At 65.8% G+C, this 23,772-nt stretch carries 24 protein-coding genes; 13 read left to right on the top strand and 11 right to left on the bottom strand.

Annotated features, from left to right (window positions below):
• Nucleotides 1-23 precede the first annotated feature (23 nt).
• Genes WH367_RS09025 through WH367_RS09000 form a run of 6 tightly spaced genes read left to right on the top strand, consistent with a single transcriptional unit; the run spans nucleotide 24 to nucleotide 5,998 of the window.
• Nucleotides 24-998, top strand: coding sequence for an ABC transporter permease (locus tag WH367_RS09025; RefSeq protein ID WP_339517135.1), 975 nt, complete (start codon nucleotides 24-26; stop codon nucleotides 996-998).
• Nucleotides 998-1,924, top strand: a complete 927-nt coding sequence (locus WH367_RS09020; protein WP_021028175.1) for an ABC transporter permease — start codon at nucleotides 998-1,000, stop codon at nucleotides 1,922-1,924. The genes WH367_RS09025 and WH367_RS09020 overlap by 1 nt, the downstream gene beginning before the upstream one ends.
• On the top strand, nucleotides 1,924-2,901 hold the full coding sequence (locus WH367_RS09015; protein ID WP_133856239.1) for an ABC transporter ATP-binding protein: 978 nt from the start codon (nucleotides 1,924-1,926) through the stop codon (nucleotides 2,899-2,901). The genes WH367_RS09020 and WH367_RS09015 overlap by 1 nt, the downstream gene beginning before the upstream one ends.
• Nucleotides 2,898-3,902, top strand: coding sequence for an ABC transporter ATP-binding protein (locus WH367_RS09010; protein ID WP_339517137.1), 1,005 nt, complete (start codon nucleotides 2,898-2,900; stop codon nucleotides 3,900-3,902). Before WH367_RS09015 ends, WH367_RS09010 begins: the two co-directional genes overlap by 4 nt.
• Before the next feature lie 31 nt (nucleotides 3,903-3,933).
• Nucleotides 3,934-4,812, top strand: a complete 879-nt coding sequence (locus WH367_RS09005) for an alpha/beta hydrolase (RefSeq protein ID WP_339535593.1) — start codon at nucleotides 3,934-3,936, stop codon at nucleotides 4,810-4,812.
• Nucleotides 4,813-4,852: 40 nt separating this feature from the next.
• Nucleotides 4,853-5,998 carry a M20 family metallopeptidase gene (locus WH367_RS09000; RefSeq protein ID WP_339535590.1) on the top strand — a complete coding sequence of 382 codons (1,146 nt, stop codon included), beginning with the start codon at nucleotides 4,853-4,855 and terminating at the stop codon, nucleotides 5,996-5,998.
• Nucleotides 5,999-6,030: 32 nt separating this feature from the next.
• On the opposite strand, the gene WH367_RS08995 is transcribed toward WH367_RS09000, so the two are convergent.
• On the bottom strand, nucleotides 6,031-6,504 hold the full coding sequence (locus WH367_RS08995; protein WP_339535589.1) for an RDD family protein: 474 nt from the start codon (nucleotides 6,502-6,504) through the stop codon (nucleotides 6,031-6,033).
• Between the two features lie 112 nt (nucleotides 6,505-6,616).
• On the opposite strand from WH367_RS08995, the gene WH367_RS08990 reads away from it, so the two are divergent.
• Nucleotides 6,617-7,453, top strand: coding sequence for a DUF4261 domain-containing protein (locus tag WH367_RS08990; RefSeq protein WP_339535587.1), 837 nt, complete (start codon nucleotides 6,617-6,619; stop codon nucleotides 7,451-7,453).
• 141 nt (nucleotides 7,454-7,594) lie between these two features.
• Here WH367_RS08990 and map read toward each other — a convergent pair whose 3' ends face one another.
• Together map and WH367_RS08980 are read right to left on the bottom strand one after the other, a co-directional pair.
• Nucleotides 7,595-8,389, bottom strand: coding sequence for a type I methionyl aminopeptidase (gene map, locus WH367_RS08985; RefSeq protein WP_339535585.1), 795 nt, complete (start codon nucleotides 8,387-8,389; stop codon nucleotides 7,595-7,597).
• A complete protein-coding gene (locus WH367_RS08980) occupies nucleotides 8,386-8,616 on the bottom strand; it encodes a ParD-like family protein (RefSeq protein WP_339535583.1) in 231 nt (76 codons plus the stop codon). Before WH367_RS08980 ends, map begins: the two co-directional genes overlap by 4 nt.
• Before the next feature lie 173 nt (nucleotides 8,617-8,789).
• Here WH367_RS08980 and WH367_RS08975 point away from each other — a divergent pair, with 173 nt between their 5' ends.
• Nucleotides 8,790-9,449, top strand: coding sequence for a PadR family transcriptional regulator (locus tag WH367_RS08975; RefSeq protein ID WP_339535580.1), 660 nt, complete (start codon nucleotides 8,790-8,792; stop codon nucleotides 9,447-9,449).
• 125 nt (nucleotides 9,450-9,574) lie between these two features.
• Nucleotides 9,575-10,483 (top strand): class A beta-lactamase, encoded by a 909-nt coding sequence (gene bla, locus WH367_RS08970; protein WP_339535578.1) that lies wholly within the window; start codon nucleotides 9,575-9,577, stop codon nucleotides 10,481-10,483.
• Nucleotides 10,484-10,495: 12 nt separating this feature from the next.
• On the opposite strand, the gene WH367_RS08965 is transcribed toward bla, so the two are convergent.
• A complete protein-coding gene (locus WH367_RS08965; protein WP_339535575.1) occupies nucleotides 10,496-11,473 on the bottom strand; it encodes a hypothetical protein in 978 nt (325 codons plus the stop codon).
• A 45-nt stretch (nucleotides 11,474-11,518) separates the two neighbouring features.
• A complete protein-coding gene (locus WH367_RS08960; protein ID WP_312989002.1) occupies nucleotides 11,519-12,316 on the bottom strand; it encodes a tyrosine-protein phosphatase in 798 nt (265 codons plus the stop codon).
• A 169-nt stretch (nucleotides 12,317-12,485) separates the two neighbouring features.
• Here WH367_RS08960 and WH367_RS08955 point away from each other — a divergent pair, with 169 nt between their 5' ends.
• On the top strand, nucleotides 12,486-13,718 hold the full coding sequence (locus WH367_RS08955) for an acyl-CoA dehydrogenase family protein (protein ID WP_339535574.1): 1,233 nt from the start codon (nucleotides 12,486-12,488) through the stop codon (nucleotides 13,716-13,718).
• Nucleotides 13,715-14,752: a phosphotransferase family protein gene (locus WH367_RS08950; protein WP_339535572.1), complete on the top strand. Its 1,038-nt coding sequence runs from the start codon at nucleotides 13,715-13,717 to the stop codon at nucleotides 14,750-14,752. The genes WH367_RS08955 and WH367_RS08950 overlap by 4 nt, the downstream gene beginning before the upstream one ends.
• Here the strand turns inward: WH367_RS08950 and WH367_RS08945 are convergent, their stop codons facing one another.
• The 5 genes from WH367_RS08945 to WH367_RS08925 form a co-directional block, all read right to left on the bottom strand.
• Entirely contained in the window at nucleotides 14,753-15,766 is a 1,014-nt protein-coding gene (locus WH367_RS08945) for a dioxygenase family protein (protein WP_339515907.1), read from the bottom strand. It abuts the gene before it with no gap.
• Between the two features lie 151 nt (nucleotides 15,767-15,917).
• Nucleotides 15,918-17,561, bottom strand: coding sequence for an MFS transporter (locus WH367_RS08940; protein ID WP_339515909.1), 1,644 nt, complete (start codon nucleotides 17,559-17,561; stop codon nucleotides 15,918-15,920).
• Between the two features lie 45 nt (nucleotides 17,562-17,606).
• Nucleotides 17,607-19,505 carry an amidohydrolase gene (locus WH367_RS08935; protein ID WP_021026501.1) on the bottom strand — a complete coding sequence of 633 codons (1,899 nt, stop codon included), beginning with the start codon at nucleotides 19,503-19,505 and terminating at the stop codon, nucleotides 17,607-17,609.
• 61 nt (nucleotides 19,506-19,566) lie between these two features.
• Nucleotides 19,567-20,262 (bottom strand): hydrolase, encoded by a 696-nt coding sequence (locus WH367_RS08930; protein ID WP_339515914.1) that lies wholly within the window; start codon nucleotides 20,260-20,262, stop codon nucleotides 19,567-19,569.
• Between the two features lie 63 nt (nucleotides 20,263-20,325).
• Nucleotides 20,326-21,036 (bottom strand): pirin family protein, encoded by a 711-nt coding sequence (locus WH367_RS08925; RefSeq protein WP_021026503.1) that lies wholly within the window; start codon nucleotides 21,034-21,036, stop codon nucleotides 20,326-20,328.
• A 122-nt stretch (nucleotides 21,037-21,158) separates the two neighbouring features.
• Between WH367_RS08925 and WH367_RS08920 the strand changes: the two genes are divergently transcribed.
• A complete protein-coding gene (locus tag WH367_RS08920) occupies nucleotides 21,159-22,106 on the top strand; it encodes a LysR family transcriptional regulator (RefSeq protein WP_339535569.1) in 948 nt (315 codons plus the stop codon).
• A 14-nt stretch (nucleotides 22,107-22,120) separates the two neighbouring features.
• Here the strand turns inward: WH367_RS08920 and WH367_RS08915 are convergent, their stop codons facing one another.
• The gene (locus WH367_RS08915; RefSeq protein WP_339535566.1) at nucleotides 22,121-23,077 is read right to left on the bottom strand and encodes a DMT family transporter; all 957 of its coding nucleotides are present in this window, start codon (nucleotides 23,075-23,077) and stop codon (nucleotides 22,121-22,123) included.
• 289 nt (nucleotides 23,078-23,366) lie between these two features.
• On the opposite strand from WH367_RS08915, the gene WH367_RS08910 reads away from it, so the two are divergent.
• Entirely contained in the window at nucleotides 23,367-23,750 is a 384-nt protein-coding gene (locus WH367_RS08910) for a VOC family protein (RefSeq protein WP_021026505.1), read from the top strand.
• Nucleotides 23,751-23,772: the final 22 nt, after the last annotated feature.

Raw genomic sequence — 23,772 nt, 5'->3', positions numbered from 1 at the left:
CATTCTAATTTTGAGGACGTAATGTGATCGTCTATATCCTGCGCCGCATGGTGCAAAGTTTTCTGGTGCTGCTGGCGGTCTCGCTGGTGGTGTTCATGGCGGTCTACGCGGTGGGCGACCCCATCGAGCTGCTGGTGAGCGCCGAGGCCAGCGATGCAGACCGCCAGGCGATGATCAAGCGCCTGGGGCTGGACCTGCCGGTCTGGCTGCAGTACTGGAGTTTTCTCACCCGCGCCTTCCAGGGCGACCTGGGCACCTCGTTTGTGCATGGCATCCCTGCGATCGAGCTGATTGTGCAGCGCTTTCCGGCGACCTTCGAGCTGGTCGTGGTCGCCATTGGCCTGACCTGCCTGCTCGGCATTCCGCTGGGCCTGATTGCCGGCCTCTTCAACGACAAGCCGCTGGGCCGGGGCCTGATGGGCGGCTCGGTGCTGGGCTTTTCGCTGCCCAACTTCTGGCAGGGCATGATGCTGATCCTGATGTTCGCCGTCTGGCTCCAATGGCTGCCGTCGTCGGGCCGGGGGGACACGGTCAATGTGCTGGGCGTGCCGCTGTCGCTGTTCACCGCCGATGGCTGGAGCCATGTCATGCTGCCGGCCATCAACCTGGCGCTGGGCAATATTGCGCTGGTGCTGCGGCTCACCGCCACCGGCGTGATGGAGGCCAAGACCCAGGAGTATGTGAAGTTCGCCCGTGCCAAGGGCATCAGCGAGCGCCGCATCCTGACCCGCCACATCCTGCGCAATATCCTGATCCCCGTGGTCACCGTGATCGGCATGGAGTTCGGCACCCTGATCGCCTACTCGACCATCACCGAGACCGTGTTCGCCTGGCCCGGCATGGGCAAGCTTTTGATTGACAGCATCTACAAGCTCGACCGCCCGGTGGTGGTGGCCTATGTGATGCTGGTCACCTTCATCTTCGTGATGATCAACCTCTTGGTGGACCTGGCCTATGCGGTGCTCGATCCGCGCGTACAGCTGCAGGAGGCCCCATGATGCAGCCCGATAAATCCCTGATGACCATCGATCCCAGCAAGCGGGCCCAGCCCCTGCAAGACACGCCCCAGCGGCGTGCCATTCTGAAGAAACTGCGCAGCAAACCGTCTGTCAAAGGCGCGGTGATCGCGCTCGTGCTGCTGCTGGCCGTGGTGCTGCTGGCGCCGTTTCTGTCGCCACAAAACCCCTATGACCTGGGCGCGCTCGACCTGATGGACGGCCGCCTCAAGCCGATGTCCGAAGCGGCGTCGGGCATGACCTACTGGCTGGGCACCGACGACCAGGGCCGTGACATGCTCTCGGCCATCCTGCATGGCCTGCGCATCAGCCTGATGGTGGGCCTGAGCGCCGTGGTGCTGGCCACCATCATCGGCAGTCTGGTGGGCCTGGTTGCGGCCTATTTTGGCGGCTGGGTCGATACGGTGCTGATGCGCATCGTCGACTTCATCCTCGGCTTTCCGACCATCCTGGTGGCGCTGGTACTGCTGGCCATTTTGGGCCGGGGTGTGGACAAGGTGGTGATCGCCATCGTGCTGGTGCAGTGGGCGCATTACGCGCGCATCATGCGCGGCCGTGCCCTGCAGGAACGCAAGAAGGAATACATCGAGGCGGCCAAGAACCTGGGCTTCCCCGGCTGGCGCATCATGACGCGCCACCTGCTGCCCAATTGCATGGGCCCGGTGATGGTGTTCGCCACCATCCAGATCGCCAATGCCATCGTGCTCGAAGCCACGCTGTCCTTCCTGGGCGTGGGTGTGCCGATTACCGAACCCTCCCTGGGTCTGCTGATTGCCAACGGCTTTCAGTACCTGATGTCGGGTGACTACTGGATCAGCATGTTCCCCGGCCTGGCGCTGCTGGCCCTGATCCTGTCGATCAACCTGATCGGCGACCGCCTGCGTGAAGCTCTGGACCCGAGGAAGTAATGACTATCCCTTTGCTTGAAGTACAAGATCTGCAGACGGTGTTCCACACCGAAGAGGGCGCCTGGCCCGCTGTCAGCGACATCGATATCCGCCTGGAGGCGGGTGAAATTCTGGGCCTGGTCGGTGAATCCGGCTCGGGCAAATCGGTCACCGGCTTCTCCATCTTCGGCATGATCGATGCTCCCGGTGAAGTCACCCAGGGCAAGGTGCTGTTCAAGGGCCAGGACCTGCGCGAGTTGTCAGCCGAGTCCATGCGCAAGCTGCGCGGTGACCGCATCGCGATGATCTTCCAGGATCCGTTGATGACGCTCAACCCGGTGCTGCGCATCGAAGAGCAGATGCTCGAAGCCATCGACGCGCACCAGAAGCTGCCCAAGGCGCAGGCCTTGCAGCGCTGCGTGGAGGCGCTGGCCATGGTCGGCATCCCCGCGCCCGAGAAGCGCCTGCGCAGCTACCCGCATGAGTTCTCCGGCGGCATGCGCCAGCGCGTGGCGATTGCGATTGCGATGCTCAACCGTCCCGACCTGATCATCTGCGATGAGCCCACGACGGCGCTCGATGTCACCATCCAGGGCCAGATCCTCTACCGCATGCAGCAGATCTGCCAGGCCCAGGGTACGGCGCTGATCTGGATCACGCACGACCTGGGCGTGATCGCCGAGCTGGCCGACCGTGTTGCGGTGATGTATGGCGGCCGCATTGTCGAGACCGGCACCGTCGCCGAGGTGCTGGATGCACCGCGCCACCCCTACACCCAGGGCCTGCTCAATTCGCTGCCCGCCCAGGCCACGCCGGGCGAGCGCCTCACGCAGATCAATGGCATGGCGCCCAGCCTGTCGGGCCGCGTGCCCGGCTGCGCCTTTGCGCCGCGCTGCGGCCGCGCCACCCCGCGCTGCGTCGATGAGCAGCCCCCCGTCACTACCATTCCCGGCCGCGCATTCCGCTGCTTTGTACCGCTGGAGGCACCTGCCGCATGACCGCGATAACGACCCCTGTGATTGAACTGCGCGATGTGCACAAGCGCTTTGTCAGCGCGCCCGATCTGCTGCAGAAAATCGTTGGCGCCGTCGCCCGGCAGCCCGCGCAGACGCGCATTGTGCATGCCGTCAACGGCGTCAACCTGCAGATCGCCAAGGGCGAGGTGCTGGGTCTGGTGGGTGAATCGGGCTGCGGCAAATCCACCTTGGGCCGCGTGGTGGCCGGCCTGCACCCCGCGACCGAAGGCCAGCTGCTCTACAAGGGCCAGGATGTGAGCCAGTTGGGCGGCCAGGACAAGCTCGCCTACACCCTGGGTGTGCAAATGGTGTTCCAGGACCCGCAGGCCTCGCTCAACCCGCGCCAGAAGCTGCACCAGATCCTGGGCGAAGCGCTGCATGTGCACAAGCTGGCACCAGCGGCTGAGGTGCCGGGCCGTGTCGATGCCGCCCTCGCCGAAGTGGGCCTGGCCAGCGAGTACCGCGCGCGCCTGCCGCACCAGATCTCCGGCGGCCAGCGCCAGCGCATCGGCATTGCCCGCGCGCTGATGGTGACGCCGGAGTTCCTGGTCTGCGATGAGCCGGTGGCCGCGCTTGATGTGTCGATCCAGGCCCAGGTGATCAACCTGTTCATGGACCTGCGCGCCCAGCGCGGCTTGACCTACCTGTTCATCAGCCATGACCTGGGCGTGGTGCGCCATATCTCCGACAAGGTGGCCATCATGTACCTGGGCAAGATCGTGGAGATGGCGCCCACGGCCGAGATCTTTGGCCAGGCCCAGCACCCCTACACCCAGGCGCTGCTGGCCGAGGTACCCGATGTGGGCCGGCGCAAGCGCGTGTTCACCCCTATCAAGGGCGAGATCCCCTCGCCGCTGAACCCGCCATCGGGCTGCACCTTCCACCCGCGCTGCCCGCATGCGATGGAGCGCTGCAAGCAGGAGGTGCCCCGCCTGCGCGAGACGGCAGCCGGCCATGTGACCGCCTGCCATTTGTTGGACTGACCCGCTGGACGACTACGGAGGACACTACCTCATGGACTGGCAACGTTTTACCCAGCAGCACGGCCGTTTTGCCATCGACTGGCAAGCCGGTGACGGCGCGCTCTACCTGCCGATCAGCCTGAACTGCTACCGACCTGAAGGTGTAGCCGCCGATGCGCCGGTGGTGCTGGTGCAGCATGGTGTGCTGCGCAATGGCGACGACTACCGCGACTTCTGGATTCCCGCGGCAGACCGCTATGGCCTGCAGATCATTGCCCCCACCTTTGGGAATGAGCACTGGCCGGGCGTGGAGAGCTACAACAACGGCAGCGTCTGGAGCGAAGCGGGCGACCTGCAGCCGCGTGACTACTGGGCCTACCAGGCGGTGATGAACTTGGCCCAGCAGCTGCGCGATGCCGGGGTGGTGCAGCAGCAGCCGCTCTACCTGTTTGGCCATTCGGCCGGCGGCCAGTTTGTGCACCGCCTGGTCAGCACCCTGGGCGCGGCCGGCTTTGCCGGCGTGGCAGCGGGCAACCCGGGCTGGTACACCTTGCCCGATGCCCAGCAGGACTTTCCGCAAGGCCTGGCCGGCATTGGCCTGGCCGATGGGGCGCTGGCCCAGTTGCTGCGCACCCCGCTGGTCATTTTGGCGGGCGACCGCGACACCGACACCCAGGACCCGAACCTGCCGGCCGAGCCCGCCGCGCTGCGCCAGGGCCCGCACCGCTTTGCCCGCGCCCACCACTACTACGCAGCGGGCCAGCAGGCCGCTGAACGGTTGGGGCTGTCGCTGGCCTGGCAGCTGCATGAGGTGGCAGGCATCGGCCATGATGGCGAGGCCATGAGCCATGTCTGCGCCCACCTATGGTTTGAAGGGCGCATGCCCGATGCGGACTGGCTGGCCCCCTGGGCCGGCCGCGTCACCGCCTGACCAAGCTCTATCACTTTTCGACAAGACCCAAGGAACAACGATGCAAGCAACAACGCAACAACTGGTGGATGGCATCTCGGAATGGATGCGCTGCGAGTCGCCCTCGAACAACCCGGCCTCGATCGCCCGCATGGTCGAGATGATGCGCGCCCAGGCCGCCGCCGCTGGCCTGCGCGCCACGGTGATCGAGACCCAGGCCGAAGGCAAGCAGGGCCTGGGCCCGGTGCTGCCCGTGCTGCACATCACCAACCGCGCAGAGGGTGATACCCGCGAAGGCCTGCTGATCCTGGGCCACGCGGACACCGTGCACCCCATCGGCATGCTGGCCGACAACCCGATCCGCATCGAAGGCGACCGCCTCTACGGACCTGGCGGCTACGACATGAAGGCCGGCATCTACCTGGCGCTGACCGCCATGAGCGCCGTGGCCACGCCAGGCAGCACGCCGCTGCCGGTGGATCTGCTGGTGGTGCCCGACGAAGAAACCGGCAGCCACGCATCGCGCAAGCACATCGAGGCCTTTGCCCGCCATGCCCGCTACTGCCTGGTGGCCGAGCCGGCCCGCGCCAATGGCGGCCGCTGCGTGACCGCACGCAAGGGCACCGGCATGCTGCGCCTGGGCGTCAAGGGCCTGGCATCGCATGCCGGCGTAGCCCATGACAAGGGCCGCAGCGCGATCCGCGAAATGGCGCACCAGATCCTGGCGCTGGAAGCGATGACCGACTACCAACGCGGCGTGACCGTGAGCGTGGGCACCATCGAAGGCGGCACCACCACCAACACCGTGCCGGCCTTCTGCAAATGCGTGGTCGATTTCCGCCTGCCCGATCTGCAGGCCGCCGATGAGCTGGTGGGCAAGATGCGCGCACTGCGCCCTGTGGGCGAGGGCATGGCGCTCGATATCGATGTCGAAGTGAACCGCCCACCAATGGTCAAGGACGCCCGCGCCGAAGCGCTGCTGGCCAAGGCCCAGCAATCGGCCCGCGAAGCCGGCTTTGCGCTGGAAGAAGCACCCCCCACCGGTGGTGGCAGCGATGCCAACTTCACCTCGGCCATGGGCGTGCCATCGCTGGACGGCCTGGGCGCCGATGGCGACGGCGCCCACACGGTGTATGAGCATATCCTGGTGTCGACCCTGGAGATGCGGGCGCGCTTCTGGCTGCACCTGCTGACCCACCTGGACTAAGACGCCCAGGCTGGCCCCAGATGCGGGCCAGCTTAACCGAGCCGCTGGTCCTTGAAAGTAACCGGCTGGGTGCGCCCACCCTTGCGGCGCACCACCACGGTGCCGGCAATCTTGTCGTGCCAGCCCTGCTTGCGCGGGTCAAAGGCCACCCAGATAAGGCCCAGGCACAGCGGCACGATGGACACAAAATAGCCGAGGTAGCGGACGACAGATTGGCCCAGGCCCATCGCCTCGCCCGTCTCGGCATCCACAATCTCGGCCCCTATCAGCATCTTGCCTGGCGTGGCCCGCAGCTTGTGCCACAGCCAGATGCAGGCGACCGCTGGCAGCACCCAGCTGATCAGCACATCGGCCGGGCCTTGCACCAGGCCTTCCGCCATGAAGTACTCCCAGCCGTATATCGCCACCAGGGCCGGGGTGATGATGACGAGCAACACCACGGTATCGATCAAGGCCGCACCGACGCGCGCCCAAAAGCCTACATATTCCAGATCGCTGTTATCCATTTTTTGCTCCACTGAGTGGCGCCATCTTAGGCCCCTCCGGTAAAGCCGCAGTGACAAGAGCTGGGCGCGCCATGGCAAGATGCAGGCTATCTTCACTGCCCGAGAGCGCACCATGGCACCACCGAATCCCGAGCTCCGCATGGCCCCCGATATGTGGGCCTTTGAGGCCCTGTATGCCCAGCCCGCGATGCTGGACGGCGAAACCCTGCGCGCTGCACTGGCCAAGCGCCTGGGGGCGGTGGACCTGGTCGCAGATGGCGACACCATCTTGCTGGCGCTGCGCGACTACTGCGTGGACTACAGCGACAAAAAAGGCGTGCCCAGCGAGATCGCCATCATCCGCGCAGGCGAGGCTATGGACCCCACCGACTACGCCAGCGCGCTGGAGCAGACCTGGGACTGGCCCGAAAAGGAAAGCGCGCTGGCCCAGTGCCAGCACTGCGTGCTGGTGAGCGAATTCATGGGCCGGGGCCTGTCAGTGCCCGAGCGGCTGGAGATCCTGCAAGCGGTCATGCATGTGCTGATCGAGAACGGGGGCGTCACTGCCATCAGCCAGACCAATGCCGGCTGCCTGCTGAACCCGCAGCGCTACCTGCAGGCCCATGCCGAAGGCTTTGTCTACTACGGCGTCGTCAATGTGCGCTTTTTCAACATCAGCAACCGCCCCGGCGAGATGCTGATGGACAGCCTGGGCGGAGCTACCTTTGGCGTGCCCGATGTGCAACTGCTGTTCTCCGAGATGGACCCCGCCGAAGTCTCACGCTTTGTGTTCAATACCAGCGTCTACCTGGTCGAGCACGGCGATGTGATCGCCGACGGCCATACGGTCGCCGGCATCGATGGCCACAGCAAATGGGCCTGCAAGCACCTGGATGCGCTGGTCGAGCCCGAGCGGCTGGTGGTCGATATCGATCCACGGCCCGCTGAGGGGGGCAACCAAGCGGACTGAAGTTTAGAGTCGCTAACACGACCCAGCAAACCGAAGGTTTGCGGTTGAGACTAGGCGTCCCCGACTAGGCGCCGAGCCGCAGGCAGTACAGTAGTACGACAAGGCTCGGCAACGACGTATCAAGGGTTGTGTTAGCGACTCTCAGACCGGCGCGTAGCTGCCGGTGCCATTCGGCCAGGTGGTCAGCACCTCATGGCCATCGGGCGTCACCGCCACCATATGCTCCCACTGCGCCGACAGCGAATGGTCCTGGGTCACGACGGTCCAGCCATCGGCCAAGGTCTTGACCTGGCGCTTGCCGGCATTGAGCATGGGCTCGATCGTGAACAGCATACCGGCCTCCAGCACCAGGCCTTCGCCCGGGTTGCCGTAGTGCAGCACATTGGGGGCATCGTGGTAGGTCTGGCCAATGCCATGGCCGCAGAACTCGTGCACCACGCCAAAGCCCGCGCGCTTGGCCACTGTCTCGATCGCATGGCCGATATCGCCCAAGGTGGCGCCCGGCCGCACCTGGGCAATCCCCGCGCGTAATGCCTCGTAAGTGGTTTCGACCAGTCGTTTGGCCAGAATGCTGGGCGTGCCGACAAAGTACATGCGGCTGGTATCGCCAAACCAGCCATCCTGGATGACGGCCACATCGATGTTGACGATGTCGCCCTTTTTCAAAATCCGGTCCTCGGACGGAATGCCGTGGCAGACAACATGGTTCACCGAGGTCAGGATGGTCTTGGGGTAATCCTGGTAACCCAGATTGGCCGGCACCGCCTTTTGCACATTCACGATGTAGTCGTGGCAAATGGCATCCAGCGCCGCCGTGCTGACCCCCGGCACTACATGGGGCGCAATCATCTCCAAAACCTCGGCCGCCAACTGCGCCGCCTGGCGCGCGCTGACCAGCTCGCTGGCCGTGTGAACAGGGGTGGTGCTGTGCTTCATGCCGCCGCCTTCTGCTTGGCGACCAGCGCATGGATGTCCAGTCCACCGTCCAGCTCCGCCTGCACCAGCACCTGGCAGATCGCGCGGTGGTCCAGATCAGGGTACATCTCGGCAAGCATGCCCACCCGCATCCAGTGCTCGGCCTGCGCATTGATGGAACGGGAGAGCGCCGCGCCAGCGATGCGCAGGTTCTCATGCATAGGGTCGGAAATTTTGACGATGCCCATGGTTATCCTCTATAAAATATATGCGAATTGTATATGTTATATACATTCTTCGTTTATGCGTGGTCTGTGTGGCGGTGTCGGTAACGGCAGTAAAGATATATCTTTACAAAAAACCGGCTTGAAATCTTCCGTTTAAAGATATATCTTAGATGCATCTTAGTAAAGGAACACCGATGCCACATCCCCATCACCACTTTCATCACCACCACCACCTCTGCAGCCCCCGTGGGCGCCATATGGGCGAAGAGGGCGGCCCCGGCCGGGGCCCACGCCACCATGGCGATGGCCCGGGCCACGGCCCGCACGGCCATGGCCATGGCCATGGCCATGGGCCAGACGCTGCGCGCCACCTGGCGCACAAGCGCGAGCGCATGTTCGAGGCTGGCGGCCTCAAGCTGCTGGCGCTGCATTTGATTGGCCAGCAACCCAGCCATGGCTACGACGTGATCCGCGCCGTGGGCGAGCTGGTGGGCGGCGACTACCAGCCCAGCCCCGGCACGATCTACCCGACCTTGAGCTACCTGGTGGACATGGGCCATGCAACGGCCAGCGAATCCGAAGGCGGCCGCAAGCGCTACACCATCACCGCCGAAGGCGAGCAGGCCCTGGCCGAGCAAGCCGATGCACTGCAGCTGCTGCTGTCGCGCCTGGCCCGGGGCAAGGACCGCGATGCCCGCCAGCGCCCGCCGCAGCTGGTGCGCGCTATCGAGAACTTCAAGATGGCCTTGCGCCTGAAGATGGCCGGCGACGGCGAGACGGCGCTGTCGGCCGAGCAGATCGACAAGATAGCCGCGCTGCTGGATGAGGTCGCTCTGAAGATCGAAAAGGCCTGAGCGCGTTCCGGGCCTGTTGCCCGGCCGCCGCAAAGCTTGCGCCAAATCGTGTCGCCAGGCCCTGGGCCGGGGTATGCTCGGTAGCTATCCATCCTCCGGGATGACAACCTCTACCGAGCAAGACCATGCAACGACGCCACTTTGTAGCCGCTACCCTGGTCATGGGCAGCGGCTCTGTTTTTGGCCTGGCCGGCTGTGCATCCCGCCAGTCCGCCCATCCCCGTGCCGACCGTGCCTTGCACAAGGCGCTGACCCTGATTGAAGCCCAGAGCGGTGGCCGCCTGGGCGTTTATGCGTTTGATGCTGAGACCGGCGGTGAGGCCGGCTACCGCAGCGATGAGCGCTTTGCGATGTGCAGCACCTTCAAGACCTTGCTGGCTGCCCATGTGCTGTACCTGGGGCAAACCGGTGCGCTGGACCTGGGCCAGCAGATGCGGGTGACCTCGGCCGACATGGTGCCCTATGCGCCGGTGACGGAAAAGTACCAGGACCAGCCCGGCGGCATCAGCCTGCTGGAGCTCTGCGAAGCGATTGTGGTGCTGAGCGACAACGTCGCCGCCAACCTGCTGCTGCGCGCCAGCGGCGGGCCTGAAGCCTTGACGGCCTGGCTGCGCACCCTGGGCGACAAGGCCACGCGCCTGGACCGCATCGAGCCGCTGCTCAACACGGCCGAGCCCGGCGACCCGCGCGACACCACCACGCCACGTGCGATGCAGGCGACCCTGCAGGCGCTGCTGCTGGGCGATGTGCTCAAGGGCTATGGCCGCGCGATGCTGCAGCAGTGGCTGACAGACAGCCGCACCGGCGACCAGCGCGTGCGCGCGGGCCTGCCATCCGAGTGGCGCGTGGGCGGCAAGACCGGTGCCGGTGCCCACAGCACCGCCAACGACTGCTTGATCGCCTGGCCCAATGCGGCCTCGGAAGGCCTGATCATCACCGCCTACCTGACCGGTGGTGAACGCACGACCGCGCAAAGCGATGAGGTGATGGCCAAGGTGGGCGCAGCGATTGCGCAGTGGCACGCTGCGCTGTAAGCGAGCCTGCTCCTACGATTTGGCAGCTGGCTGGCGTGGCCCCGCCAGCAAGCCCTTGCACAGCTGCAGCAGTGCCCAGACCAGCACCAACGGTATCACCAGGGTCTGCAGCGCAAACACCACCATCAAGGTCACGAGCCGTTCCACCTGCTGGTCGAGCTGCTGCTGCAGCTCGCTGAGCTTGTCGCGCAGCGCATCGCCCGGGTTGCGCACAAGATCCTGTACCCCCGATGCCGCCTGGCTGGCCGAGTGCTGGGCCTGCTGCCCCCATTGCTTGAAGCGCTCCCAGAGACTGGATGACGGTGTCACGGCGGGGTTGGCCGGCGGGGTCGGCGTGGCTGCGTCCGCATCCGGGGTCTTGGCCGGGGCGCGCACATCAAACTGCTGCAGCTGGCCGACCGCGCCTTCGGTGGCGATCTGGTTTTCCTGGTACGTCTGCGCGATAAAGTGCTGGAACAGCGCCTCGCTGCCGATGATGGTGACCGGCATCACCAGCCGGGTAAACAGCAGCACCACCAGCAAACGGCTGAGCCAGGTGGGCACCGCCTGCTGGCGCCAGCGCAGCAGCAGCCAGGCCAGTGCGATGAGGCTGAGCAGCCCCGTCACGCCAGAGCTGCCACCCATGGACAGCAGCAGCTTTTGCAGGCCAAAGGCAATGCTGGCCCAGAGCATCCAGTCGGCAAACTGCGCCACCAGGTCGCTGATGGGGGCCAGCACCTGGCCCAGCGTCAAGGTCAGGCCCACGCCCATGGGCTGCACGGCCAGCTCGGTGCCCTGCAGCACCGAGACGACGCTGTGCAGCGCGCGGGCGGTGGCAAAGCTGAGCAGGGAGCGTTGCAGGCCGTCATCCACATAGCGGTCGGCGATGGCCTGGAAAGCCGGTAGCCAGCACAGCACAACGGCCAGCACCAGCAGGCTGGCCAATGCGATCTGGCGGGGTGTCCAACGGAAGGCGCCCGGCGGGCGGGGAGGGGAGAGCGGTTGGTTCATCGGCGGGAGGCCCACAGCAGAGCCTTAGGTCGAAGGAACAACCGATTATTCCAGATACATCTGCGCGAGCTTTTGCTGTGCCTTTGCATCCACGCCCAGCACCTTTTCCACATAGTTGGGGATGCTGCCATAGTCCTGCAGCACGGGCTGGATCGCGGCGGTCAGGAAGGGTTCCTGCACGCGCCACAGCACCTGCAGCACTTCCTCGGGGATGTGGGCGGCAGCGGCCACGGCTTCGGCCGGGCGGTGGTAGTAGTCGTTGGTCAGCAGGTAGTCCTGCAGCACGACATGCTGGGGCACGCCCAGAGTGGTCAGCAGCAAGGTGGCGGCCCAGCCGGTGCGGTCCTTGCCAGCGGTGCAGTGGAAGACGATGGGCGCATCGCTGTCGAGCAGCATCTCGAAGAACTGCGCAAACGGCGCGGCATTGTCGTGGATAAAGCTGCGGTAGGTGTCCTGCATCAGCACGACGGTGTGGTCGGGCGTCAGGCGCTGGCCTTGCTGCATCAGGCTGAAGGCGCGCTGCACCAGGGTCGGCTCGATGGCCAGCGAATGGTGCTGCAGGCCGTCGATCGCATAGTGGTCCACGGTCTGCTCGCGCTGGCCGCGAAAATCGGCCGAGCGGGCCACGCCCAGCTCGCGCAGCAGCTGCAGCTGGGACTCGGGGCTGAGCAAGGCCAGGTGGTCAGAGCGGAACAGCTTGCGCCAGCGCACCGTGCGGCCGTCCAGGCCCTGGTAGCCGCCCAGATCGCGGAAATTGGTGGTGCCCGCCAGTGGCAGGTGGCGGCTATAGGCCTGGGTGGTGGCCTCGGAGGTGATGGGTGCAGATTCGGCTTGGATGGGCATGCTTTGTTTATAGCCCATCTGCAAGTCCGGGGTACGACACCAGGGTGTCATCCCTTTGCAGCGCTTTTGAGTGCCGCAGCGCCGGGGCGGGCGACTCTGTCTCAACGGTGACCGCCTGGCACGCGGCGCATGGCACCATCTGCAGGCCCCCTTACCCGAAGACCGCACCATGGATTTTTCCCTGTCCCCCGAACTGCTGGCGCTGCGCGACAAGACCCGCGCCTTTATCGCCGAGCAGGTGATTCCGCTGGAGAACGATGCCCGGCAAAGCCGCCATGGCCCCGATGAGGCGCTGCGGCGCGAGCTGGTGGAGCGCGCCCGCGCGGCCGGCCTGCTCACGCCCCATGCCTCGCGCGCGCTGGGTGGCCTGGGCCTCACGCATGTCGAGAAAGCGGTGGTGTTTGAAGAGGCGGGCTACTCCTGGCTGGGCCCGACGGCACTCAACATCCATGCGCCCGATGAAGGCAATATCCACCTGATGGAGGCGGTGGCCACCCCGGCCCAGCAGGCGCGCTGGCTGCGCCCGCAGGTGGCGGGCCAGCTGCGCTCCTGCTTTGCAATGACCGAGCCGGCGCCCGGTGCCGGATCCGACCCGGCCGCGCTCGCCACCGTGGCGCTGCGCGATGGCGATGACTACCTGATCAGCGGGCAGAAATGGTTCATCACCGGCGCCGAAGGGGCGGACTACGCCATCATCATGGCCCGCACCGAAGACGGCGGCGCCACGATGTTTCTGAGCGATATGGACCAGCCCGGCATCACGCTGGAGCGCTCAATGGATGCGATGGATGCCTGCTTTACCGGCGGCCACGGCGTGCTGCGCTTTGACCAATTGCGTGTGCCTGCCAGCGCCATCCTGGGCGAGGTCGGCAAGGGGTTTCGCTATGCCCAGGTGCGCCTGGCGCCCGCGCGGCTGACGCATTGCATGCGCTGGCTGGGCCAGGCCCGGCGTGCGCAGGATGTGGCGCTGGCCTATGCCCGCCGCCGCACCGCCTTTGGCAAGCCGCTGTCCTCGCATGAGGGGGTGGGCTTTATGCTGGCCGACAACGACATGGATCTGCACACCGCGCGCCTGCATATCTGGCACACGGCCTGGCTGCTGGACCAGGGCGAGCAGGGCAGCTATGAATCGAGCCGGGCCAAGGTCGTCTGCTCCGAGGCCGAATGGCGCGTGGTGGACCGCTGCGTGCAGATTCTGGGCGGGCAGGGCGTGACCATGGAGACCCCGGTGATGCGCATCTTCATGGACATGCGCGCCTTTCGCATCTACGACGGCCCCAGCGAGGTGCACCGCTTCAGCATGGCGCGCAAGCTGGTGCAGGCGGCCGAGAAGGATGCGCAGGCCGAGCGCGGCGTGCCAGCGATCATCCAGGCGGTGCCCGCAGCGCCGCGCCCGCTGTGAACGCGGCTACCTCCAGCCCGCAGGCGCTGGCGCAGCGGCTGCAGCCTTATTTGCAGGACCTGGGTCTGTCGGGTGGCGAGCCGATCACGGTGAGCGTGCTGGCGGGCGGCCAGTCCAACCCCACCTACAAGCTGCAGGGGGGCGGCCGGCAAATGGTGCTGCGCAAGCAGCCCGCTGGCAGCTTGGTGGCAGGCGCTCATGCGATTGACCGCGAGCACCAGGTGATGCAGGCCTTGGCCGGCACGGCCGTGCCCGTACCGCGCATGCTGGCCTATTGCGACGATGCCGAGCTGCTGGGCACGCCGTTCTACCTGATGGATTTTCTGGACGGACGGGTGCTGGTGGACCCGGCCTTGCTCGGCATGCAGGCGGCCGAGCGCGGCGCGCTGTACCGAGAGATGAACCGCGTGATCGCCGCGCTGCACCAGCTGGACCCGGCCGCGCTGGGCCTGGGCAGCTACGGCCGCGCCGGCGGCTATGTGGCGCGCCAAACCAGGCGCTGGAGCCAGCAGACCCAGCAGTTGCGGGTGCCCGTAGACCCTGCGATGCAGCAGCTGATGGACTGGCTGCCCCGGCACCTGCCGCAGGCCGAAGAGACCACCCTGGTGCATGGCGACTACCGGCTGGACAACCTTGTCTGGCACCGCAGCGAGCCGCAGATCATTGGCGTGCTGGACTGGGAGCTGTCCACCCTGGGCGATCCGCTGGCCGACCTGGCCTACCACGGCATGGCCTGGCGCGTGCCGCCTGCGCTGTGGCGCGGCATGGGGGGTTGTGATCTGGCGGCCTTGGGCATCCCCGACGAGCGGCAGTACCTGGCGCTGTATGCCGAGCGCACCGGCCGCGACCCGGGCCCCTTGTGGGAGTACTACCTGGCCTTTAACCTGTTCCGCATGGCCGCCATCCTCTACGGCATTGCGCAGCGCGCTGCCGATGGCACGGCGGCGGCCGCTGATGCCGCTGCGACGGGCGCCAAAGCCGGCCCGCTGGCAGCGCTGGGCTGGCAATGCGCGCAGGCTTTTGAGCGCGGCTGATCAGCCCTGAGGCGCCTGCACGCCCGGCGGCAGTGGCGGGCGCGGGCCACCAGGTTGGAAGCCGGGCGGTGGCCGGCCTGGTCCCCCCGGCCCACCGGGTCCGCCAGGGCCACCCTGCATGCCCGGCGGTGGGCCGGGCGGCATCCTGCCTTTGACCTGGCACAGCGTATCGCCCAGATTGCTGCGCAGCACCAGGGTTTTGCTGGCCAGCATCACGCCGGCGATGTTCTGCACCTCCCAGAGATAGGCGCTCTTGTCGGGCTCCTCGCCGACGACGTTGTCGCTGTCCAACGTGGTGTCGGGCTGGCCCTTGTCCTGGTAGTGCGGCGCTTGGGCAAAGATTGCGCTGTTGAGCGCGTCGGGAAACAAGAGCTGCGTGGTCAGCCAGCTGCTGGCCGCATCGCTGGCCTCATAGGCGCCTTGCAGAATGCGGATGTGGATATGGTTGGCGCGGCTCGCATACCAGCCGGGGTAGCAGCTGTCAAAACGCACAATGCCCTCGGCATTACTGCGCTGCCAGCCGCGAAAGAACTGGCGCTGGGTGTCGGCTGCGTTGTTGTTGCACATCGGGACGATCTCGCCCGAGTAGCCACCCGTGTAATTGGTATGCCATATCTCCACCAGCGCGCCAGCAATGGGCTGGCACTGCAGATCGAGCAGTCGCAGCTGCAGGTGCATCGGCAAGCCATCCCAGCCATCGCTGATGTCCACGCGCTCGGGCGACTGGGTGTGGCAGGGGCCGATGGTCGCTTCGCAACTGAGCGTGCATGCGCTGGCAGCGGCCGCGGCAAAGGGGTTGCTGGCGCGCACGGCCGCGCTGATGGCGGCCGTGCCGCCGGTCGCCCAGGGCGCATTGCCGATGGCAGGCGCGGCGTTGGCAGCTGCCGGGGCCTTGGTGATGCTGCTGCAGGCGCCCAGGCTGAGGGCGGGAACGGCCCAGGCCGCTTGCGCAAGATGGCGCAGCATTTGGCGGCGTGACGGGGTGGCTGCTATGGGCATTTTGGGGGAAGACATGCCGCGCATGCTAAACGCCGCATGGGCGGGGATCGCGGCTTTTGCGCCCCGTGGCGGCCTTCTTTACCCGGTTTTACCGGTGCTTGACAGGCCGCTTTCAAACGCAAAACCCAGGCTGCCGCTGGGCAGACTGGGTGCTGGGGTTCAACGATCAGGCATGGCCTTGGGCGGGGTGGTTCACCGACAGGAAATGCTGGACCACCGGGGGTTCGCTGCCTTGGTGGTACTGCGCCACTTCGCTTTGCACATCGGCATCGCTATGGGTCACCCGCTTGTGCTGGCGCAGGTGCTCGGCCCAGGATTCCACCTGGAACCACTCCATGAAGTGGTCCTCGGAGGCGGTGTCCTGCACGATGCCCCAGGCATAGGCGCCATCGCGGCGGCGGGCGGCAGACAGGCGGGCGAGAGCTTTCAGGAAGGGCGCGTGGTTGTCCTTGGCCACGTGGTAGCGGATCTGGATCATCACCGGGCCCCGGTCCTTGTCGACAGCGTGGGCGGTCAGCGGCTCGGGCCAGTGGTTGGATGGCACCAGGTCGGCCTCGCCTTCGGGCAGCTTGATGCGGTGGGCGATCAGGCCCATCACGACCAGGCCGGCAGCACCCACCAGCAAGGTGCTGGGCACACCCAGCGCCTTGGCGGTAAAGCCCCAGCTGAGGCTGCCGAAGGTCATCGCGCCGTTGAACACGGTGAGGTAGACGGCCAGCGCACGGCCCCGCACCCAGTTGGGCAAGATGGCCTGGGCTACACCGTTGAGCGTTGTGAGCGCGGTGATCCAGGACTGGCCCAGCAGCAGCAGTGCCAGCACGGCAGCCCATTGGGGCGGCGATATCGCCAGGAAGGCCATCACGGCAGCGGAGACCAGGGCCGACATCAGCAGCAGGCCATCGGACGACAGGCGACTACGCAGCTTGGGCAGCAGGAAGGCACCGCCAATGGCGCCGACACCGACGGCGCCCAGCAGCACACCGTAGAAGCCGGCCCCACCGCCCAGCAGCTGGCGGGCCACCAACGGGAGCAGCGCCCAGACCGAGCTGGCCAGTGCAAAGAACAGGAAGGCACGCAGCAGCACCACATGCAGCTCGCGGCTGGAGCGGGCATAGCGCAGGCCGGCACGGAAGGCGCCTGCAAAGCGCTCGCTCAGGTCGTCTTGCTCGGCCTTGGGACGCGGCCACCACAGCAGTGCGGCAATCACAAAGGCGTAGCTGATCACATCCACCCCGTAGGTGACCGAGGCACCCAGGCCCGCCAGCACCACACCACCCAAAGCCGGGCCAATGGCGCGGGCAATATTGATGCCCAGCGAGTTGAGTGCTACCGCTGATTTGAGGTCCCGCTTGGCGACCAGCTCGGGCACGATGGCCTGCCAGGTCGGGCCCATCAGTGCGGCGCCAATGCCCCCCAGAAAGGTCAGTGCCACGAGCGAGCCCACCGTCTGCATGCCCATCGCCGACAGGGTCATCAAGGTAATGCTGACGCAGGCCAGCAGCACCTGGATGGCGATCAGAAACTTGCGCCGGTCCAGGATGTCGGACAGCACGCCTGCCGGGATGGCCAGCAAAAAGGCCGGGGCCGAAGCTGCTGCCTGCACCAGCGCGACTGCCGTTGGCGATGGCGACAGGTCGGTCATCAGCCAGGCGCTGGCCACATCGCGCACAAAGCTGCCGGTGTTGCCAACGACGGTGGCGATCCACAGCACGGCAAACAGTTTTTGCTGCAAAGGGGCAAAGCTGCCGCCGGCGGGCTGGGCCGGGGCCGCGGGCTGCGCCGGGGGATGGTCGGGATGGGGGTGGTTCATGGCAGGTCTCGGATCAGCAGAATTTAAAAACGGGGGGCAGGTCGCTCAGGACATCCAGCAGGAGCAGCCCAGTGCGCCAAAGAAGCCTTGCATGTCGGAGGCCGGCACCTTGGAGGCCCAGGCATCGGCATGCTGGTGGCCGTGCATGCCGCAGTGGCTGCCGCAGCCGCAGCCAGCAGCCAGGCTGCGGTAGCGGGCGGGGTTCAGCGAGTTTTTGCCAGCACCTTCGGGCTCGCCCCAGGCGCCATAGCCACCAAAGCGGCGCACGGGCGACCAGTCGGGCATCGCAGGGGGCAGGGGGTTGTCGTCATGGCGGGCAAAGCTGCCTGCGCCATACACCACCCGGCCACCGACCACGGTCAGGTCCGAGGTAAGGAAGGAGATTTCATCCTCGGGCACCTGGAAATAGTCCTTGTTCGGCACGATCAGGTCGGCAAACTGGCCTACCTGGATGCGGCCACGCGCACCTTCCTCGTTGGAGAACCAGGCCACGTTCTCGGTCCACATGCGCAGCGCGGTTTCGCGGTCGAGCAGGTTGCGCTCGGGGTACATCTGCATGCCGCCGACGGTCTTGCCGGTCACCATCCAGGACAGCGACACCCAGGGGTTGTACGAGGCCACGCGGGTGGCGTCGGTACCGGCGGAGACCTTGACGCCTTTTTCCAGCATCTTCTTGACGGGCGGCGTGGCTTCCATCGCCTTGTGGCCATAGCGCTCGGCAAAGTACTCGCCCTGGTAGGCCATGCGGTGCTGCACGGCAATGCCGCCACCCAGCGCAGCGATGCGGTCGATCGAGCGGTCGGAGATGGTTTCGGCATGGTCAAAGAACCAGTTCAGGCCGTCGATGGGGGTTTCCTGGTGCACCTTTTCGAAGACATCGAGCGCGCGGCTGATGGTCTCGTCATAGGTGGCATGCAGGCGCCAGGGCCACTTGTTTTGGACCAGCACGCGCACCACATCTTCCAGCTCGGTCTCCATCTGCGGCGGCATGTCGGGGCGGGGCTGGCGAAAGTCTTCAAAGTCGGCCGCCGAGTACACCAGCATCTCGCCAGCGCCGTTGTGGCGGAAGTAGTCGTTGCCCTGCTTGTACTTGACCGACTGGGTCCATTGCAGAAAGTCGTCCTTCTCTTCCTTGGGCTTTTGCGTGAACAGGTTGTAGGCCAGGCGCACGGTGATCTGGCCTTGCTGGTTGAGCTCTTCGATGACCTGGTAGTCATCGGGGTAGTTCTGCGAGCCACCACCGGCATCGATGACACCGGTGACGCCCAGGCGGTTGAGCTCGCGCATGAAGTGGCGTGTGGAGTTGACCTGGTACTCAAAGGGCAACTTGGGGCCCTTGGCCAAGGTGGAATACAGGATGGTCGCATTGGGCTTGGCCAGCAGCAGGCCCTGGGGGTTGCCCTGGCTGTCGCGCACAATCTCGCCGCCCGGTGGCTGGGGCGTGTCGCGGTGGTAGCCCACGGCGCGCAGCGCAGCAGCGTTGAGCAGGGCGCGGTCATACAGGTGCAGCAAGAACACGGGGGTGTCCGGCGCAATCGCATTGATCTCGGCCAGGGTCGGCAGGCGCTTTTCAACAAACTGGTGCTCGGTAAAACCGCCCACCACGCGCACCCACTGCGGTGCCGGGGTGATTGCCACCTGCTGGCGCAGCATCTCCAGCGCATCGGCCAGCGACCGCACCCCGTCCCAGCGCAGCTCCATGTTGAAGTTCAGACCGCCGCGAATCACATGGGTGTGGTTGTCAAACAGACCCGGCAGCGCGCTGCGGCCCTGCAGGTCGACCTTGCGGGTGCCGCTCGTGGCCAGCGCCAGCACCTCGGCATCACTGCCCACCGCGACAAACTTGCCATCGCGGATGGCAACGGCGCTGGCCGTGGGTTGGGCCTTATTCAAGGTGGTGAAGCGGCCGTTGTGAAAAATGGTGTCGGGGCTGGAGGTGGTCATGGCGGTGGCGTGCGTGGTGGGTGGTGTGGGCGGTAGGCGGGGGCGTTGCCCCCTAAAACGGTTAAACAGCGGGCTTGGGGCCGATGGTGTTGCCGTGCTGTGCACGCTCTGGCGCCTTGTGCACCATCGTGTAGGCATAGTCCACACCCATGCCGTAGGCACCGGAGTGTTCGCGCACGATGTCCATCACCGCGTCATAGGTCTCGCGCTTGGCCCAGTCACGCTGCCATTCCAGCAGCACTTGTTGCCAGGTAACGGGCACCACACCGGCCTGCACCATGCGCTGCATGGCCTGGTTGTGCGCTTCGAGCGAGGTGCCGCCCGATGCATCGGCGACCATGTAGATCTCGTAACCGGCATCATGCATGGCGCTGAGAGCAAAGGTGGTGTTGCAGACTTCGGTCCACAGGCCCGAGACGATGATCTTCTTGTGGCCCTTGGCAACGTTGGCGGCCAGCGCATCACGCACATTCTGGTCGTCCCAGGAGTTCATCGACGTGCGCTCCAGGATGGGGTTGCTGGGGAACACATTCAGCAGCTCTGGGTAGGTGTGGCCCGAGAAGCTGTGGGTCTCGACCGTGGTGATCGTCGTCGGTACGCCAAACACCTGGGCCGCCTTGGCCAGGCCCACCACATTGTTCTTCAGCGTCTGGCGGTCGATGGACTGCACGCCAAAGGCCATCTGGGGCTGCTGGTCGATGAAGATCATCTGGCTGTTGGCGGGGGTCAGGACTTCGAGAAATTGCTTGTTGGTCATGGTGCGTGCTCTTGGAAAAGTTAGAAACGGGAAGGAAGTTGTCTACAAAGGATCTACAGGTGCTCAGTTCAGGGCCGGTGCATCCACCAGCACGATTTCGGTGTCTTCCGTGGCGGTGATGCGGATGGTCGTCTCGCCATGGATGGCAGCACCATCGCGGCTGGACAGCGCCACACCATTGACCGAGGCACTGCCCTTGGCAAGGACCAGGTAGCCATAGCGGTCGGCATGTTCAAAACCGTAGTCCAGGCTTTCACCGGCCTTGATCGTGGCACCCAGCACCCGGGCATTGGCACGGATGGGCAGCGCGTCGCCATCACCGTCCATGCCGCTGGCCAGGGTCACGAACTTGCCGCTGCGGTCGCCCTTGGGGAAGGGCTTGGCGCCCCAGCTGGGCTTGTCGCCTTGGCGGTCGGGCAGGATCCAGATCTGGAAGATGCGGGTCGTCGTGGACTCCAGGTTGTATTCCGAGTGGCGCACGCCGCTGCCGGCGCTCATCACCTGCACATCACCGGCTTCGGTGCGGCCCCGGTTGCCCAGGCTGTCTTCGTGGGTGATGGCACCTTCACGGACATAGGTGATGATTTCCATGTCGGCATGGCCGTGCGGTGGGAAGCCGGTTTGCGGGGCGATGGTGTCATCGTTCCAGACCCGCAGAGCGCCCCAGTTCACGCGCTGGGCGTCACGGTAGTCGGCAAAAGAGAAGTGGTGTTTGGCATCGAGCCAACCGTGGTTGGCACCGCCCAGGCTGTCAAAGCTGCGTCGTTCAATCATGTCTTTCTCCAGGTGTTTTGTCGTCGATGAAGAAAGTGTAGGTCGCCTTGAATATGATTAAAATAGAAAATATAGAAAAGCATTCATTCCATATTTAATGTGATCGAGAAAGCGATAAAGCCATGAGCAAGCTGCCTGACCTGGAGGCCTGGGCCATTTTTGCCAAGGTGGCCGAGACCGGATCGTTCGCGCGCACCGCTGCCGAGCTGGCGCTGTCGCAGGCGACGGTATCGAAGGCCATCACGCGGCTGGAGGGCCGCATGAAGACCAGCCTGTTCCACCGCACCTCGCGCCGCATGGCGCTGACCGATGCCGGCAGCAGCGCGCTGGAGCGGGCCACGCGCATCCTGCAGGAGGGCGAGGCGGTAGAGGCCGACATCACCGACCGCTCCACCAGCCTGCGCGGCCAGATCCGCATTGCCGCGCCGATGTCGTTTGGCATTGCGCGGCTGTCGCCGATCCTGCCCAAGTTCATGAAGATGCACCCGGATGTGGAGCTGAACCTGCACTTTGCCGACGAGCAGGTGGACCTGATCCGCGACCGCTTTGACCTGGCGCTGCGCATTGCCAACCTGAGCGATTCGAGCCTGATTGCGCGCACCCTGTGCAAGGTGCGCATCTTGCTGGTGGGGTCGCCGGCCTACTTCGAGCGCCATGGCAACCCCTTACACCCACGTGATCTGGCTCAGCACAAGGGCCTGCAGTACAGCCTGGCGCGCTATGGCACCAGCTGGCGCTTTCGCCATGCGCGGCACGGCGAGTACACGCAGGTGATGCCGATACAGATGCAGGTCAACAATGCCGAGGCGCTGCAGCCCGCGCTGCTGGCTGGCATGGGGCTGGCCTTGCAGCCGTCATTTCTGGTGTGGCAGGAGCTGCGCGATGGAAGCCTGCAGACTGCCATGCCGGGCTGGGAGGCCGATGTGCTGTCGCTGAACATCGTCACCCCCCCGGGGCGCACCCGGCCCGCGCGCGTGCAGGCCTTCATGGACTATGCCGCCCAGCAGTTCATGAATGAGCCCTGGGCAGAGCTGCCGCCGCAGCTGGATGAGAACCCGCTGGCGGTCTGAGGCGAGCGGGGCCTTTAGCGCGCTGCTGCTGCGGCCACCGCAGCACGCGGCGTGCGCCGGCCCCAGTTCATCACCGCGGTGCCCGCCAGCGCCATCGCGCCACCGGCGAGCATGGGTGCATCGATCTGCTCGCCCAGCCACAGCGCCGAGCAGGCCACGCCAATCACCGGCACCAAGGTGATATAGCCCGATGCCGCGCCAGCGCCCAGCGCCTTGACGCCATCGAAATACCAGGCGTAAGCCAGCGCGGTAGAGCCCCAGGCCAGGAACAGCAGCGCGCCCCAGGCGGGCAGGCCCGCATCGAAGGCCTGGGCCATGCCCTGCGGCCCTTCGACCACCAGGCTGGCGGCCAGCAGCATGACGGCGCCGATGGTGGCGGTGACAGCGGTGGTGGACAGCGCATCGACCCCGGCCAGAATGGCGCGCCCCAGCAAGGTGTAGCTGACCCAGCAGGCCACGCAGCCCAGGATCAGCAGCTCGCCCCGGCCCAGGCCGCCGGCCAGCAGCTGGGCCGGGTCACCATGCGAGATGACCAGCACCGCACCCAGCGCCGCCAGCGCCATGCCCAAGGCAATCGTGCGGTTGATGTGTTCCCGAAAGATCCAGGCGGCCAGCAGCAAGGTCAGTACCGGGTTGAGCGTGATGACCAGCGCCGCCTTGCTGGCGGGCAGGTACTGCAGGCCGCTCAAAAAGCAGGCCGCGTAGCCAAACACTCCTGTGGCTGCAGCGGCTGCCATGCCCAGCCAGCGCTTGGGCGACCAGTGCCTGAGCCCGGCCATGCCGCCTGCCGCATACAGCCAGACCAGCAGCACCACGGCGGCCAGCACAAAACGCAGGCCCGACGCTGCCAGTGGCGGCATGTGCTGGGCCACCATGCGCCCGCTGGGCCAGGACGCGCCCCAAAGCAAGGCCATGCCCATCAAACGCAGGTGCGAGGCGGCCTGCGGGCCGAGGATATTTTGTAAATTCATGTTTGGATGGTGCCTGGACCCGGCGCGCGCAACGCATGCCAGCAGACTCGGGGCGACTATAGCGACTGTGCGTGTCCGGTGATTGGCAGGCAGGCGACAGGTGACCAGCGCCAGGGGCTAAGGACTGGCACTTGCACGGCCAGGCACTGTTGTGTGCTGGCTGCAGACCGCTGGGGCGGATGGTGGATACTGCGCGACAAGCGCGCGTATTCAGCCGCCCGCCAGCGCCGCTATAGTGGCTGCTGCCCGAACTTTCCCCAACGCCTTACCCATCTGCAAGGAGACATCCATGTTCAGCCACATCATGCTCGGCACCAGCGATCTGGAGAAATCGCGCCAGTTCTACGACGCCTTCCTCGCCGCGCTGGGCGTGCCCGCGGGCGCCGCCAACAAGAACCGCTATTTCTGGCGCGCCAATGGCGGCACCTTCAGCGTCAGCACCCCCATCAATGGCGAGCCAGCGAGCATCGGCAATGGCAGCACGACCGGTTTTGCCGCCAGCAGCACCGAGCAGGTCGACCAGGCCCATGCCGTGGGCCTGGCCCATGGCGGCGTGGCCTGTGAAGACCCGCCGGGCTGGCGCGGCGAAGGCCCTGCGGCCCTGTACCTGGCCTACCTGCGCGACCCGGACGGCAACAAGCTCTGCCTGGCCTACCGCCAGCCCAAGGTGTAATCCGCCCCAGTAAAAACGCCCC

The sequence above is a fragment of the Comamonas sp. MYb21 genome (assembly GCF_037479395.1).
Classification (GTDB): domain Bacteria; phylum Pseudomonadota; class Gammaproteobacteria; order Burkholderiales; family Burkholderiaceae_C; genus Comamonas.
This window is presented reverse-complemented; position numbering and strand designations above follow the sequence as displayed.

What these genes read in the sequence shown, in the direction of transcription:
- WH367_RS09020 (WP_021028175.1), top strand. Translation starts at nt 998, where the DNA reads ATGCAGCCCGATAAATCCCTGATGACCATCGATCCCAGCAAGCGGGCC.
- WH367_RS09015 (WP_133856239.1), top strand. Translation starts at nt 1,924, where the DNA reads ATGACTATCCCTTTGCTTGAAGTACAAGATCTGCAGACGGTGTTCCAC.
- WH367_RS09010 (WP_339517137.1), top strand. Translation starts at nt 2,898, where the DNA reads ATGACCGCGATAACGACCCCTGTGATTGAACTGCGCGATGTGCACAAG.
- WH367_RS09005 (WP_339535593.1), top strand. Translation starts at nt 3,934, where the DNA reads ATGGACTGGCAACGTTTTACCCAGCAGCACGGCCGTTTTGCCATCGAC.
- WH367_RS09000 (WP_339535590.1), top strand. Translation starts at nt 4,853, where the DNA reads ATGCAAGCAACAACGCAACAACTGGTGGATGGCATCTCGGAATGGATG.
- WH367_RS08995 (WP_339535589.1), bottom strand. Translation starts at nt 6,504, where the DNA reads ATGGATAACAGCGATCTGGAATATGTAGGCTTTTGGGCGCGCGTCGGT.
- WH367_RS08990 (WP_339535587.1), top strand. Translation starts at nt 6,617, where the DNA reads ATGGCACCACCGAATCCCGAGCTCCGCATGGCCCCCGATATGTGGGCC.
- map (WP_339535585.1), bottom strand. Translation starts at nt 8,389, where the DNA reads ATGAAGCACAGCACCACCCCTGTTCACACGGCCAGCGAGCTGGTCAGC.
- WH367_RS08980 (WP_339535583.1), bottom strand. Translation starts at nt 8,616, where the DNA reads ATGGGCATCGTCAAAATTTCCGACCCTATGCATGAGAACCTGCGCATC.
- WH367_RS08975 (WP_339535580.1), top strand. Translation starts at nt 8,790, where the DNA reads ATGCCACATCCCCATCACCACTTTCATCACCACCACCACCTCTGCAGC.
- bla (WP_339535578.1), top strand. Translation starts at nt 9,575, where the DNA reads ATGCAACGACGCCACTTTGTAGCCGCTACCCTGGTCATGGGCAGCGGC.
- WH367_RS08965 (WP_339535575.1), bottom strand. Translation starts at nt 11,473, where the DNA reads ATGAACCAACCGCTCTCCCCTCCCCGCCCGCCGGGCGCCTTCCGTTGG.
- WH367_RS08960 (WP_312989002.1), bottom strand. Translation starts at nt 12,316, where the DNA reads ATGCCCATCCAAGCCGAATCTGCACCCATCACCTCCGAGGCCACCACC.
- WH367_RS08955 (WP_339535574.1), top strand. Translation starts at nt 12,486, where the DNA reads ATGGATTTTTCCCTGTCCCCCGAACTGCTGGCGCTGCGCGACAAGACC.
- WH367_RS08945 (WP_339515907.1), bottom strand. Translation starts at nt 15,766, where the DNA reads ATGTCTTCCCCCAAAATGCCCATAGCAGCCACCCCGTCACGCCGCCAA.
- WH367_RS08940 (WP_339515909.1), bottom strand. Translation starts at nt 17,561, where the DNA reads ATGAACCACCCCCATCCCGACCATCCCCCGGCGCAGCCCGCGGCCCCG.
- WH367_RS08935 (WP_021026501.1), bottom strand. Translation starts at nt 19,505, where the DNA reads ATGACCACCTCCAGCCCCGACACCATTTTTCACAACGGCCGCTTCACC.
- WH367_RS08930 (WP_339515914.1), bottom strand. Translation starts at nt 20,262, where the DNA reads ATGACCAACAAGCAATTTCTCGAAGTCCTGACCCCCGCCAACAGCCAG.
- WH367_RS08925 (WP_021026503.1), bottom strand. Translation starts at nt 21,036, where the DNA reads ATGATTGAACGACGCAGCTTTGACAGCCTGGGCGGTGCCAACCACGGT.
- WH367_RS08920 (WP_339535569.1), top strand. Translation starts at nt 21,159, where the DNA reads ATGAGCAAGCTGCCTGACCTGGAGGCCTGGGCCATTTTTGCCAAGGTG.
- WH367_RS08915 (WP_339535566.1), bottom strand. Translation starts at nt 23,077, where the DNA reads ATGAATTTACAAAATATCCTCGGCCCGCAGGCCGCCTCGCACCTGCGT.
- WH367_RS08910 (WP_021026505.1), top strand. Translation starts at nt 23,367, where the DNA reads ATGTTCAGCCACATCATGCTCGGCACCAGCGATCTGGAGAAATCGCGC.